14 protein-coding genes are annotated in these 13692 nt (G+C 68.5%); all 14 read left to right on the forward strand.

The window, feature by feature from the left end; all coding sequences use genetic code 11:
• The first annotated feature begins 76 nt into the window (after positions 1–76).
• Positions 77–1474: a cytochrome ubiquinol oxidase subunit I gene (locus K5K93_RS13325; RefSeq protein WP_222388139.1), complete on the forward strand. Its 1398-nt coding sequence runs from the start codon at positions 77–79 to the stop codon at positions 1472–1474.
• 1 nt (position 1475) lies between these two features.
• Positions 1476–2489 (forward strand): cytochrome d ubiquinol oxidase subunit II, encoded by a 1014-nt coding sequence (cydB, locus tag K5K93_RS13330; RefSeq protein ID WP_222388140.1) that lies wholly within the window; start codon positions 1476–1478, stop codon positions 2487–2489.
• A gap of 229 nt (positions 2490–2718) precedes the next feature.
• Positions 2719–3465: a beta-ketoacyl synthase chain length factor gene (locus K5K93_RS13335; RefSeq protein ID WP_093819519.1), complete on the forward strand. Its 747-nt coding sequence runs from the start codon at positions 2719–2721 to the stop codon at positions 3463–3465.
• Complete coding sequence (locus K5K93_RS13340; RefSeq protein ID WP_025878020.1) at positions 3458–4255, forward strand: lysophospholipid acyltransferase family protein; 798 nt, start codon at positions 3458–3460, stop codon at positions 4253–4255. Before K5K93_RS13335 ends, K5K93_RS13340 begins: the two co-directional genes overlap by 8 nt.
• The gene (locus tag K5K93_RS13345) at positions 4242–4499 is read left to right on the forward strand and encodes a phosphopantetheine-binding protein (RefSeq protein WP_222388141.1); all 258 of its coding nucleotides are present in this window, start codon (positions 4242–4244) and stop codon (positions 4497–4499) included. Before K5K93_RS13340 ends, K5K93_RS13345 begins: the two co-directional genes overlap by 14 nt.
• A gap of 16 nt (positions 4500–4515) precedes the next feature.
• Positions 4516–4773, forward strand: coding sequence for an acyl carrier protein (locus K5K93_RS13350; protein ID WP_025878014.1), 258 nt, complete (start codon positions 4516–4518; stop codon positions 4771–4773).
• Between the two features lie 22 nt (positions 4774–4795).
• Positions 4796–5347: a hypothetical protein gene (locus K5K93_RS13355; protein ID WP_093819572.1), complete on the forward strand. Its 552-nt coding sequence runs from the start codon at positions 4796–4798 to the stop codon at positions 5345–5347.
• A complete protein-coding gene (locus K5K93_RS13360) occupies positions 5340–7028 on the forward strand; it encodes an AMP-binding protein (protein ID WP_222388142.1) in 1689 nt (562 codons plus the stop codon). Before K5K93_RS13355 ends, K5K93_RS13360 begins: the two co-directional genes overlap by 8 nt.
• Positions 7018–7788, forward strand: a complete 771-nt coding sequence (locus K5K93_RS13365) for a glycosyltransferase family 2 protein (RefSeq protein ID WP_222388143.1) — start codon at positions 7018–7020, stop codon at positions 7786–7788. The genes K5K93_RS13360 and K5K93_RS13365 overlap by 11 nt, the downstream gene beginning before the upstream one ends.
• A 1-nt stretch (position 7789) precedes the next feature.
• Entirely contained in the window at positions 7790–8731 is a 942-nt protein-coding gene (locus K5K93_RS13370; protein WP_132823665.1) for an acyltransferase, read from the forward strand.
• Entirely contained in the window at positions 8721–10271 is a 1551-nt protein-coding gene (locus K5K93_RS13375; RefSeq protein ID WP_025878005.1) for an aromatic amino acid ammonia-lyase, read from the forward strand. The genes K5K93_RS13370 and K5K93_RS13375 overlap by 11 nt, the downstream gene beginning before the upstream one ends.
• Positions 10258–10689, forward strand: coding sequence for an acyl-CoA thioesterase (locus K5K93_RS13380; RefSeq protein WP_025878003.1), 432 nt, complete (start codon positions 10258–10260; stop codon positions 10687–10689). The genes K5K93_RS13375 and K5K93_RS13380 overlap by 14 nt, the downstream gene beginning before the upstream one ends.
• Positions 10686–11315 carry an outer membrane lipoprotein carrier protein LolA gene (locus tag K5K93_RS13385; protein ID WP_049466720.1) on the forward strand — a complete coding sequence of 210 codons (630 nt, stop codon included), beginning with the start codon at positions 10686–10688 and terminating at the stop codon, positions 11313–11315. The genes K5K93_RS13380 and K5K93_RS13385 overlap by 4 nt, the downstream gene beginning before the upstream one ends.
• Positions 11308–13653, forward strand: coding sequence for an MMPL family transporter (locus tag K5K93_RS13390; protein WP_222388144.1), 2346 nt, complete (start codon positions 11308–11310; stop codon positions 13651–13653). Before K5K93_RS13385 ends, K5K93_RS13390 begins: the two co-directional genes overlap by 8 nt.
• Positions 13654–13692 lie beyond the last annotated feature (39 nt).

A 13692-nucleotide genomic window follows, 5' to 3' on the forward strand; every position in this document is an offset into this window, starting at 1 on the left:
CCCGGTCGCATCCCGGCTTAACGATATCCCCCTAAAGTGGTCTGGTATCCCACCGGCAGCTGGCAGGAGGCGTCCCTTGGACGCGTTGTTGTTGTCCCGGATCCAGTTCGGATTCGTCATCAGTTTCCACGTGCTGTTCCCGGCCTTCACCATCGGTACGGCCAGCTGGCTGGCCTTCATCGAGTGGCGCTGGCTGCGCACGAAATTGCCCGTGTGGCGCGAGCTGTATTTCTTCTGGCAGAAGATCTTCGCGGTGTCCTTCGGCATGGGCGTGGTCAGCGGCATCGTCATGGCCTTCCAGTTCGGCACCAACTGGCCGCGGCTGAGCGAAGTGGCCGGTACGGTCATCGGACCGCTGCTGACCTACGAAGTGCTGACCGCGTTCTTCCTGGAAGCCAGCTTCCTCGGCGTGATGATGTTCGGCTGGGGCCGGGTGTCGCCGCGCCTGCATTTCCTGTCCACCTGCATGGTGGCGCTGGGCACGCTGTTCTCTACCTTCTGGATCCTCTCGTCCAACAGCTGGCTGCATACGCCGGCCGGCTACGAGATGGTCAACGGCATCGTGCATCCCGTCGACTGGTGGCAGGTGGTGTTCAACCCGTCCTTCCCGTACCGGCTGGCGCACATGGCGCTGGGTTCGTTCATCACCACCTGTTTCGTGATCGGTGGCGTGGGCGCGTGGTATCTGCGCAGGGGAACGCACGTGGAAGCGGGGCGGCGCATGCTGATCGCGGCGGTGGCGTTCGCGGCGCTGACCGTGCCGCTGCAGATCTTCGTCGGCGACATGCATGGCCTGAACACGCTCAAGCACCAGCCGATGAAGATCGCGGCGATGGAAGCGCACTGGCATGAGACCAAGGAAGGCGAGGGCGTGCCGCTGGTGGTGTTCGCGCTGCCCAACGAGAAGGAGGAGCGCAACGATTTCGAGGTGGCCATTCCCAAGCTCGGCAGCGTGATCCTCACCCACACCGTGGACGGTACGTTCGATCCGCTGACGTCGGTGCCGGCCAGCGAGCGGCCGCCGGTGACGCCGGTGTTCTTCGCCTTCCGCATCATGGTCGGGCTGGGCACGCTGATGCTGGTGCTGGCCTGGGTCTCGGCCTTCCAGCTGTGGCGGAAGAAGCTGCTGGCCTCGCCGTGGCTGCTGCGTGGCTGGAACTGGATGCTGCCCAGCGGCTTCATCGCGCTGCTGTCGGGCTGGTTCGTCACCGAGATGGGGCGGCAGCCGTGGGTGGTCTATGGCGTGCTGCGCACCGCCGATGCCGTTGGCCCGCAGAGTGCATGGATGACCGCGCTGTCGCTGGGTGTCTATGTGATCGGCTATGCCTTCGTGTTCGGCTGGGGCATCTGGTACCTGGTGAAGATCCTGCGCCACGGCCCGCAGCCATACGACGAAGGCCCGTCGCTGGACCATGGCAGCCACACCCCGGCGCGGCCGCTGTCGGCCGCCGACGAACCGCTGGAGGAGCGCTGACATGGACCTGGCGACCTGGCTGCCGGTGGCATGGTTCGCGGTGATCGGCTTCGGCGTGCTGATGTACGTGGTGCTGGACGGTTTCGTGCTCGGCATCGGCATCCTCGCCCCGTTCGCCGAGGACGAGGAACAGCTGGACCTGATGATGAATACCGCCGCGCCGATCTGGGACGGCAACGAGACCTGGCTGGTGCTCGGCGGCGCTGGCCTGATGGCCGCCTTCCCGAAGGCGTATGCCGTACTGCTGTCGGCGCTGTACCTGCCGGTGCTGCTGCTGGTGGTGGCGCTGGTGTTCCGTGGCGTGGCCTTCGAGTTCCGTTTCAAGGCGCACCGTTCACGGCGGCTGTGGAGCGTGGCGTTCGGCCTCGGTTCGCTGCTGGCCACGTTCGCCCAGGGCGTTATCCTCGGCACGCTGGTACAGGGCCTGCCGCTGGTCGATGGCGTGTACCAGGGCGGCGCGTTCGGCTGGTTCAGTCCGTTCGCGATGCTGACCGGTGCCGCGCTGGTAGCCGGCTACGCACTGCTGGGCAGCACCTGGCTGATCCTGAAGACCGAAGGCCGCGTGCAGGCGCTGGCCCGGCAGATGACCCGCCCGCTGGTGGTGGCGGTGATCGCGGCAATGGGCCTGGTCAGCAGCTGGCTGCCGTTCCTGCAGTCGCGGCTGATGGACCGCTGGTTCAGCGACGGCAACTTCTGGTGGCTGTCGCCGGTGCCGCTGCTGACCTTGGCGGTGGCCATCGCGCTGTGGCGCAGCGCCACCCATCCGCGTCGCGACCTGCCGCCGTTCCTGCTCAGCCTGGCCTTGTTCGTGCTCGGCTTCGCTGGACTGGTGCTGGGCATGTGGCCGTACCTGCTGCCGCCGTCGATGACGCTGTGGCAGGCCGCCGCGCCGGCCTCGTCGCTGGGCTTCACCCTGGTGGGGCTGGTGGTGCTGCTGCCGGTGATCCTGGGCTACACGGCGTGGTCCTACCGGGTGTTCCGCGGCAAGGTACGCGCCGACGCCGGCTACCACTGAACCGGCTCGCTGGATCGGTCCAAGCGGGGGGCGGTCGCTGACCGCTCCCCGTTGTGCTTTGTGAAACATGTCATCCCTGTGTCGGACGTGCTAGCGTGCGCTCCTTTCCGGCAGCCAGGGGGGCAGCCGGCGACGTCCTGGACGGATGCATGGCTGCAGGAATGGGGGGCAGCCGCGTGTCGCCGTAATGGCTCGAGACTCTCGTTCGCCCATCGAAACATCACCGGTAATGATCGAATTTTCCGTTGTCGACTGGGCCGCCTGGGCGCCTGGCCTGACCGAGCGTAGCCAATGGATGGGCTGGGCCGGAGCACCGTTCCTGCCGCAGGGTGAGGACACGCCGGCCCTGGCCGAGATTCCGGCCATGCAGCGGCGCCGTATCGAGCGCCTGGGCCGCATGGCGATCCAGGCCGCGTGCTGGTGCGAGGACGGGCAGGGCGCTGACAGCCAGGTGCCGCTGGTGTTCGCCAGCCGCCATGGCGATGTCGCCCGTTCGATGGACCTGCTGGGCTCGCTGGTGGCCGATCAGCCGCTGTCGCCCACCGGCTTCGGTCTGTCCGTGCACAACGCGATCGCTGCGCTGTATTCGATCGCCCGCGGCCACCGGGGCAACTACCTGGCGCTGTCCTCCGGCCAGTCGACGGTGGAAGCGGCGTGCCTGGAGGCCGTGGGCCTGCTTGGTGATGGTGCGAGCGAGGTGCGGGTCGTGATCTACGAGTCGCCGTTGCCCGACGTTTACGCCGAATTCGCCGACGAACCCGACCCGTTCTTCGCCTGGTGCTGGCGCCTGGCACCTGCCGGTACTCCCGGTGGCGCCGATCTTTCGCTGTCCTGGCAGGTCGCCGGCGACGCCGATCCGACCGCGCCGGGTCTGTTGCCGCATGCACTGGACCTGCATCGCTTCCTGCTGGCCGGGGATCCGCAGCTGCAGCACGTGACCCAGGGCCAGCGCTGGTCCTGGCGCCGCCGTGGCTGAGGCGCTGCGCCGCCTCGATCATGCCTGGCGGGTGTTCGGCACCGGCCTCAGCTTCGCCGCGTTTGGCGTCGGCGGTCTGTTGCTGGGCGTGCTGGTGATGCCGGTGCTGCTGCTGATGCGCGACCCGGTGGCGCGTCGCCGCCGGGCCCGCCGGCTGGTCCAGCGCGCCTTCGCCAGCCACGTGTGGCTGATGTGCCGGCTGGGGGTGATGACCCTGCAGGTCGACGGGCGCGAACGCCTGCAGCGCGATGGCCTGCTGGTGCTGGCCAACCACCCCACCCTGATCGACGTGGTCTGCCTGATCGCCCTGCTGCCCAACGCCGACTGCGTGGTCAAGCGGGCGGTGGCCTGCAACCCGTTCATGCGCGGGCCGGTGCGTGCCGCCGGTTACATCTCCAATGACGACGGCGCTGGGCTGGTCGATGACTGCGCGGCGGCCGTGCATGCCGGCGGCACCCTGGTGATCTTCCCGGAAGGCACCCGCAGCGTGCCGGGGCAGCCGTTGCGGCTGCAGCGTGGCGCGGCCAACATCGCCGTGCGCGGGCGCCTGGACATCACCCCGGTGCGCATCACCTGCACCCCGCCGACGTTGACCAAGGGCCAGAAGTGGTATCGTGTACCCTCACGTCGTTTTCACGTTCAGCTGCAGATCGGCGAAGATATCCCGATCGCGCCGTTCCTGGCCGAAGATGACTCGCCAAGGGGGGATGCCCTGGCGGCCCGTCGCGTCACCGACCACCTCACTCGTTATTTCGACCTGTCTGGAGATCCGACCCGTGCAAGCACTTGAGCACGAGATCAAGGAATTGATCATTTCCTCGCTTTCACTGGAGGACATCACCCCGGAGGACATCGATCCGACCGCGCCTCTGTTCGTGGAAGGCCTCGGCCTGGACTCGATCGATGCACTGGAACTGGGCCTGGCGCTGCAGAAGAAGTACGGTGTCAGCCTCTCGGCCGACTCGGAAGAAACCCGTCGCCATTTCTCCAGCGTGCGCGCGCTCGGCGAGTTCGTCGCCGCCCGCCAGTTGTAAGGCGCCAGGAACTGCCATGACCAAGAATGAACTGTTCGAGCGCATCGTCCGCATCCTGACCGACAGCTTCGAGATCGAGCCGGCGCGGATCAGCCCGGAATCGCGCCTGTACGACGACCTGGACATCGACAGCATTGATGCCGTGGACCTGATCGTGCAGCTCAAGCCGCTGCTCGGTCGCAACCTGCAGCCCGAAGCGTTCAAGGCCGTGCGCACCGTGCAGGACATCGTTGATGTCGTGCATGGTCTGCTGCCCGGCCAGGCCGCTGCCTGACAGCAGCACGGACGCCGCGACCATGGCACGGGCACGCATGGTCGTGGTGGCAGCGGTTTCGCTTGCCTATCCGGTGCTGGTCTACCTGGCGATGGGCCGCTTCGAGCCGCGCTGGCTGTCGCTGCTGCTGTTCGCGCTGGCCCTGCTGCGCGCGCTGAGCACCCGCCAGCCCTTGTGGTGGGCCGCCGCCGCCGGCGCGGGCCTGCTGGCCGGGCTGGCCACCGTGCTCAACCAGGCCCTGCCGCTGAAGCTGTACCCGGCGCTGGTGAACGTGGTGATGCTGACGGTGTTCGCCACCAGCCTGCGCTTCGGTCCGCCGCTGGTGGAACGCCTGGCGCGCCTGCAGGAGCCGGACCTGCCACCGTTCGCGGTGGTCTATACCCGCCGCGTCACCCAGGTGTGGTGTGGCTTTTTCGTTCTCAATGGTGGTCTCGCCCTGTTCACCGCGCTGTATGCGTCGGACCGGGTCTGGATGCTCTACAACGGAATGTTGGCGTACGTGATGATGGGATTGTTGTTCGGGGGCGAATGGCTGGTACGGCGTCGGGTCAAGGCAGCGCACGCGCATGGCTGACTGGATTGCCCTGGACCGGCTGCTGATCGCGGCGCAGCCCGGTCGTGACATCGGTATCTGCGATGGCACTGCCCTCGACCATGTCGCCTTCCGCCTGCGCGTACTGGCCTGGCATGACGCTTTCAGCGCTGCCGAAGGTCGTGACTGGGCGCTCTACTTCGATGACACCGTGGCCTTCGCTGCGGCGTTGTTCGGTGCCTGGCATGCCGGCAAGCGGGTGTTCCTGGCCGCCGACAACCTGCCCGCGACATTGCAGGCGCTGCAGCCGCAGGTGAGTGGCTTCGCAGGCGACCTGTCGGCGGATTACCAGCCGTTGCAGGCCACCGACAGCGCCGCCGACGACGTGGCGCTGCTGCCGTTGGACGAGCGCGCCTGCGAACTGTGCGTGTTCACCTCCGGCAGCACCGGCCAGCCCAGCGCGATCAGCAAGCGGCTGGACCAGCTGGCGCGCGAAGTCGATGCGCTGCAGGCCGCCTTCGGCGCCCAGCTCGATGGGGCCCAGGTGCACGGCACCGTGTCCCACCAGCATATCTACGGCCTGCTGTTCCGCGTGCTGTGGCCGCTGGCTGCCGGCCGTGCGATCCAGCCCCGGCGCTTCTTCCACGAAGACCTGGTGGGCGCGCTGGCCGGTACCGACACGGTGCTGGTGGCGACCCCGGCCCATCTCAAGCGACTGCCCGAGCAGCTCGACTGGGCCAGCCTGCACGGCCGCCTGCGTGCGGTGTTCTCCTCCGGCGGCCCGCTGCCCGAGGACGCCGCGCGCCAGGTCCGCCAGTGGTTGGGCGTGGCGCCCACCGAGGTTTACGGCAGCAGTGAAACCGGTGGCATCGCCTGGCGGCGCTGGGACATCGATGCACCGCCGTGGCAGCCGTTGCCGGGCGTGCAGTGGCGGATCGAGGAGGACTGCCTGGCGGTGGCCTCGCCGCACCTGGAGACGTTGGACTGGTGGCGCACCCAGGATCGCGTGGAAGCACTGGCCGATGGCCGTTTCCGCCTGCTGGGCCGTGCCGACCGCATCGTCAAGATCGAAGAACGCCGTGTTTCGCTGGATGCACTGGAGCGCGCGCTGCGCGAGGATCCGGAAGTCGAGGACGTGCGCGTGCTGGTGCTGCAGGGCCAGCGCGAGCAGCTGGCGGCCGTGGTGGTGCCGGCCGATCCGGCGTTGGCACGTGCCGGTGACAGCGCACGGCGTGCGCTGGGACAGCGGCTCGGTGCGCGGTTGGCGCAGGGCCACGATGCGGTCACCCGGCCGCGGCGCTGGCGCCTGGTCGAATCGCTGCCGATCAATGCCCAGGGCAAGGTCACCCAGGCCGCACTGGTGGCGCTGTTCCAGCCGATGATGCCGGTGCCGGTCTGGGACTGTCGCGACGAGGCGGCGGCCACCCTGCGGATGACGCTGGACCCCGCGCTGCGCGCGTTCCAGGGCCATTTCCCGCAGGCGGCGATCCTGCCCGGCGTCGCCCAGCTGGACTGGGCGGTGCGCTTCGGCCGCCAGGCCTTTGTGTTGCCGACCGGTTTCCAGCGCATGGATGCAGTGAAGTTCCAACGCGTGGCCCGCCCCGGCGACGAGCTGACCCTGCACCTGGAGTGGGACACCGGGCGCGGCGTGCTGACGTTCCGCTACACCTCCGTGCATGGCGTGCACGCCAGCGGCAGGGTGGTCTTCGCCGATGCGCACTGAGCCGGCCATCGCTGGCGGCGCGTTCGCGCCGCTGGTGGTCATTCCCGTGTACGACCACGAACACGCCATCGGCGCGGTCGTCGATGGCGTGCAGGCAGCGGGCCTGCCCTGCCTGCTGGTCGACGACGGCTCGCAGCCGTCCTGCGCGCTGGTGCTGCGGGAACTGGCACAGCGAGCGGGTGTCGACCTGCTGCGGCTGGACGCGAACCAGGGCAAGGGCGGTGCGATGCTGGCCGGTTTCGCCGAAGCGCAGCGACGTGGGTATACCCATGTGCTGCAGATCGATGCCGACGGCCAGCACGACACCGGCGACCTGCCGCGCTTCATCGACGCCGCCCGCGCGCGGCCGGATGCCGTGATCTGCGGCATTCCCGCCTACGATGCCAGTGTGCCGAAGGCGCGCCTGTATGGTCGCTACGCCACCCACATCTGGGTGTGGATCAACACGCTGTCGCTGCACCTGCGCGACACCATGTGTGGATTCCGGGTGTATCCGTTGCCGCCGGTGCTGCGCCTGGTCGGCGAGGAAACCATCGGCCAGCGCATGGATTTCGACACCGAAGTGATGGTGCGCCTGTACTGGCGGCAGGTACCGGTCGAACACCTGGCTACGCGGGTGACCTATCCCGCCGACGGCGTTTCGCATTTCGACGTGTGGCGCGACAACGTGCGCATCAGCCGCATGCATACCCGGCTGTTCTTCGGCATGCTGTGGCGCGCGCCGCGCCTGCTGTGGCGCCGCCTGCAGGGGCAGGGCTGAGATGAGCCACGCGCACGACGCCCCGCACTGGGCCGACATCGGCGAGTCCACGTCGGTTGCCGGCGTGCTGTTGCTGTGCTGGGTGCACCGCTGGTTCGGGCGCTGGCCGTTCCACCTCTGCGTGTGGCCGGTCGTGGCCTGCCACTGGCTGGGCAACCGCGTCGGGCGCCAGGCCTCGATGCAGTACCTGCAGCGGCTGCAGGCCCATGCCGGTGCGCTGGGCCATGCGCCCACCCGGCGTGACAGCCTGCGCCACTTCTTCAGCTTCGCCGACACGATGCTGGACAAGATTCTCGGCCTCGGCGGCCGCTATCCGCCCGAGCGCATCCGCCTGCAGCGTGACCTGGTGCTGGGCAGGATTGCGCGCCGCGAAGGCGGCCTGATCCTGACCGCGCATATCGGCTGCCTGGAACTGTGCCAGGTGCTGGCCGAGCAGGTGCCGGGCTTCCGCATCACCGTGCTGGTGCATACCGCGCACGCGCAGCGCTTCAACCGGCTGCTGCAGCGGCTGGACCCGCTGGCCGCGGTGGAGCTGGTGCAGGTCACCGAGATGGGCCCGGCCACGGCGATGATGCTGGCCGACAAGGTCGCCTCGGGGGGCTTCGTCGCCATCGTCGGCGACCGCGTGCCGGTGCAGGGCGGGCGCAGCGTGATGGCGGATTTCCTCGGCCACCGCGCGCCGTTCCCGATCGGCGCCTACGTGCTGGCGGCCGCGCTCGGCTGCCCGGTCTACACGATGTCGTGCCTGCACCAGGGCGACGGCTATCGGGTGGCATTCGAACAGTTCGCCGACCGCGTGGTGCTGCCGCGCGGTTCGCGCGATGCCGCACTGGCCGAACAGGCGCAGCGCTTCGCGCGCTGGCTGGAACTCCAGGTCATCCAGTCCCCGCTGGACTGGTTCAATTTCTTCCCCTTCTGGGATCAGGCTCCTCATGACGATTGACGCCGTACCCGTGTGCCGTTTCGGCGATGCACCGCTGACCATCGAAGACGTGGTCGCCCTGGCCCAGCGCAAGTGCGAGGCCGCGCTGAGCGATGTGCCGGCGTTCCGCGCACATATCCAGCGTGGTGCCGACTTCCTCGACCGCCTGCTTCGCGAGGATGGCGTCATCTATGGCGTTACCACCGGCTACGGCGATTCGTGCACGGTGAACATTCCGCCGGCACTGGTCGCCGAGCTGCCGCACCACCTGTACACCTACCATGGCTGCGGCCTGGGCCGTTACCTGGACCCGGCCGAGACCCGCGCCGTGCTGGCCGCCCGCCTGGCCTCGCTGGTGCGCGGCATGTCCGGCGTCAGCGTGCCGTTGCTGGAAGGCCTGGCCACGCTGCTGCAGCACGATGTGCTGCCGTTGATTCCGGCCGAAGGCTCGGTGGGCGCCAGTGGCGACCTGACCCCGCTGTCGTACGTGGCGGCCGTGCTGTGCGGCGAACGCGAGGTGCTGCACGACGGCCGCGTACAGCCGGCTGCCGACGTGCTGGCGAAGATCGGGATGACGCCGCTGAAGCTGCGGCCGAAGGAAGGCCTGGCGATCATGAACGGCACGGCGGTGATGACCGGCCTGGCCTGCCTGGCCTGGCAGCGCGCCGATTACCTGGCACGCATGGCCACGCGCCTGACCGCGTTCAACGTGCTGTCCAGCGATGGCAACGCGCACCATTTCGATGAAACCCTGTTCGCCGCCAAGCCGCACCCGGGGCAGTCGCGCATTGCCGCACGCCTGCGCAGCGACCTGCACAGCGAGCGCCCGCCGCGCAACGAGCAGCGCCTGCAGGACCGCTACTCGCTGCGCTGCGCGCCGCACGTGATCGGCGTGCTGGAAGACACCCTGCCGTTCCTGCGCCAGCTGATCGAAACCGAACTGAACAGCGCCAACGACAACCCGCTGATCGATGCCGACGGCGAGCGCATCCTGCACGGTGGCCACTTCTACGGCGGGCACATCGCGCTGGCGATGGACACGCTGAAGAATACGGTTGCCAACATCGCCGACCTGCTCGACCGGCAGCTGGCGCTGGTGGTCGATGCCCGCTACAACCACGGCCTGCCGGCCAACCTGTCGGCGGCCACTGGCCCGCGGGCGGCGATCAACCATGGCCTGAAGGCGCTGCAGATCAGCGTTTCGGCGTGGACGGCCGAGGCCCTGAAGCAGACCATGCCGGCCTCGGTGTTCTCACGGTCCACCGAATGCCACAACCAGGACAAGGTCAGCATGGGCACCATCGCCGCGCGCGACTGCCTGCGCGTGATCGAACTGACTGAGCAGGTGGTGGCGGCCATGCTGATCGCTGCCCGTCAGGGCCTGGCGCTGCGCGAACGGGTTGGCATGAACGCGCAGCTGCATGGCAGTCTGGCCGATATGTACGCCGACCTGGGGCAGCGCATCGCCCTGGTCGAAGAAGACCGCGCGCTGGATCGCGAACTGCGGGAACTGCTGGTGGAGATCCGCGCGCAACGCTGGGAGCTGTATGTCGGTGAATGAAGGTAATGAACTGGTCGGCGAGGTCGAGTTGGCCCCCGCTTTCCACGACTGCGATCCGATGAACGTGGTCTGGCATGGCAACTACTTCAAGTACTTCGAGATCGCGCGCTGCGCGTTGCTGAAGCGCTACGACTACGACTATCCGCAGATGCTCGAATCGGGCTACCTGTGGCCGGTGGTCGACGCCCGGGTGAAGTACGTGCGGCCGCTGCTGTTCGGCCAGGCGCTGCGCGTGCGCTCGCGCATCGTCGAGTGGGAGAACCGGCTGAAGATCGAATACGAGATCCTCGATGCGGAAAGCGGCCAGGTGCTGACCCGCGCAATGACCATCCAGGTCGCGGTCGACGCGGCCAGCAAGGAAATGCTGTACCAGTGCCCGCCGGTGCTGTGGCAGCGTCTTGGAGTGCCTGCCCCGTGAACCGATCCCTTCGTCTTACGCGCGTGCTGCTGTGCGCGCTGCTGCTGGTGGCCGCACCGCTGGTGCAGGCGGCCGATGCCGCCGTCGATGCCATCACCCAGGCCGTCGCCCGACCGGACGTGCTGCGCGGGCAGTTCACCCAGGAAAAGCAGGTCAGCGGTTTCAAGAACCCGCTGCGTTCGCAGGGCCAGTTCGTGGTCGCGCGCAAGCACGGCGTGATCTGGTCCACGCTCAAGCCGTTCCCGTCGGAGGTGGTGGTCACTGCCGACCGCATCCTCAGCCGCCAGCGCGATGGCAGCACCCGCGTCGAACTGGACGCACGCCAGCAGCCGGCGATGCGCTCGGTCAACGCGATCATGTTCGCGTTGATGAGCGGTGACGTGCAGGCACTGTCCAGCCAGTTCAACGTCGAGGCCACCCGTGAAGGGCAGGGCTGGCGCCTGAAGCTGACGCCGAAGTCGGCGATGCTGGCCAAGGCCTTCCAGTCGTTGACGTTGCAGGGCGACCGTTACGTGCGCCAGGTCGAGATCATCGAAGCCAACCAGGATCGCACCCGCATCCAGTTCACTGCGCTGAGCGAAGCGCCGGCCACGTTGAACGCCGACGAGGCGCGCCGCTTTGAGTGACAGCGCCGCACCGGATCGCCTGCGCCGCTGGTGGCACTGGCTGGGTATCGCCTGGCTGCTGCTGTTGCTGGTGCTGGGTGCGCAGCAGTGGCGCCTGTGGAGCCAGGAGTCGCGGATCGACACCGACATCCTTGCCCTGCTGCCGCAGGACGCGCACGACCGCCTGCTCAGCGACGTCACCCGGCGCATTGCCGATGGCAGCTCGCGGCAGGTGGTGGTGCTGCTCGGCAGTACCGACGGTGCCGCTGCCAAGCGCGCGCAGGCCGCGTTCGCCGCGGCGATGGCCAGTGATGCCGACAGCGCGCTGCTGGTGCCCAGTGGTTCGATCGAAGGCTGGTTCGATGAAGCGCGTGCGTTCTACGCACCGTACCGCGATCGCCTGCTGACCCCGGCCCAGCGCGAGCAGTTGCAGCAGGCCGAACCCGGTGCGTTGGCCGAACAGGCACTCGGCGCGCTGTACGGCCCGATGGGCGCGCCGCGGTTGACCGAGTGGCGGCAGGATCCGCTGTCGCTGTGGCCGCAGTGGTGGCAGCAGCAGGCCCAGGGCTCCGGCCTGCGCCTGGGCGATGACGGCCTGCTCGAGGCCGAAGGCAAGCACTGGGCGGCGCTGCAGTTCGATACGCCGGGCTCGGCCTTCAGGCTCGATGGCGAGCGTCATCTCGATGGCCTGCTCGAACGCGCCGGACAGGCGGCCAAGGCCGCTGCACCGGATCTGGAGATCCTGCATGCCGGCGTGCCGTTGCATGCCGAAGCGGCTGCCGTGCAGGCCAACCAGGAGATCAACACCATCGGCTGGGGCTCGCTGGCGGCGGTGCTGCTGCTGGTGTGGCTGGCGTTCCGCTCGCTGCGGCCGATCCTGCTGGTTGCCGCCTCGCTGCTGATCGGTTGTGGCGTGGCGCTGGCGGTGACCGTGCTGGTGTTCGACAAGGTGCATGTGCTGACCCTGGTGTTCGGTGCCTCGCTGGTCGGCGTGGCCGAGGACTACGGCATCCACTGGTTCGCGTCGCGCCAGGCCGAGCCGGCCGACCGTCGCTGGAAGCTGCTGCGGCATCTGCTGCCGGGCCTGTGGCTGGCGCTGCTGACCAGTGCGCTGGCGTACCTGGCGTTGGGCCTGGCGCCGTTCCCCGGCCTGCGGCAGATGGCGCTGTTCTCGGTGGTGGGGCTGGCTGCTGCCTTCCTCACGGTGATCTTCTGGTTCCCGTGGCTGGACGGTGGCGAGATCCGCACCACCCGCTTCGCGCAGTGGCTGGGCAACACGCTGGAGCGTTTCCCGCGCCTGCACGGGCGTCGCCCGCTGGCGATCTTCCTCGGCGTGGCCGCGCTGGTGTCGGTCATCGGCATCGCCCGCCTGCAGAGCAACGACGACCTGCGCAGCCTGCAGTCGTCGCCGCCGGCGCTGATGGCCCAGCAGATCCGCCTCAGCCAGTTGCTGGGCATGCCCAGCCCGGCGCAGTTCTACCTGGTGCAGGGCAGCGATGCCGCACAACTGCTGCAGCGCGAAGAAGCGCTGACCACGCGCCTGCGTGAACTGACCCACGACAAGCGCATCGGCGGTTACCGCGCAATCAGTGACTGGTTGCCGTCGCCCGCGCGGCAGCAGGCCGATGCGGCGCTGACCGCCAGGGTGGAACCCGGCGTGCTGGCCGCAGTGGGCGAAGCGGTGGGCGAGCCCCTGCAGCGCCCCGCATTCGCAGCGGCGCCGCTGAGCGCCGAGGCCTTCCTCGCGTCGCCGGCGTCGCAGCCGTTCCGCCACCTGTGGGTCGGCAACGTGGGCGGGCAGATGATCAGCGTGGTGATGGTCGATGACCTGTCGCGTGCCGATGCACTGGCCACCCTGCGCGGCGCTGCCGAAGGCCTGGACGGCGTGCGCTGGGTCGACCGTACGGCCGATTTCTCGCAGCTGCTGGGCCACTACCGCAAGCTGATGGGCGGCCTGCTGCTGGTCGGCATCGTGCTGGTGTTCGGCGCCCTGTGGCTGCGCTACCGGCGCCAGGCCTGGCGCGTATTCGCACCGACCCTGGTGGCCGGTGCACTCACCCTTGGATTGCTCGGCCTGTTCGGCCAGCCGCTGCAGCTGTTCAACGTGCTGGCGCTGATGCTGCTGCTGGGCATGGGCATCGACTACGGCATCTTCCTGATCGAGCACCGCGGCGATGCCAGCGCCTGGCTGGCGGTATGCGTGGGTGCGGCCAGCACCTGGCTGTCGTTCGGCCTGCTGGGTCTTTCGCAGACGCCGGCGCTGCGTGCGTTCGGGCTCACCCTGCTGTTCGGCATCGGCCTGGTGTGGCTGATCTCGCCGCTGTTCCGGCCGCCACCGCATGACGCTCCGCCGGCCTGACCGGGCACGCTTCATTCCGATTCCTCCGCTTTTCCACCT

The sequence above is a fragment of the Stenotrophomonas sp. DR822 genome (genome assembly GCF_019793815.1).
Taxonomy (GTDB): Bacteria; Pseudomonadota; Gammaproteobacteria; order Xanthomonadales; family Xanthomonadaceae; genus Stenotrophomonas; species Stenotrophomonas indicatrix.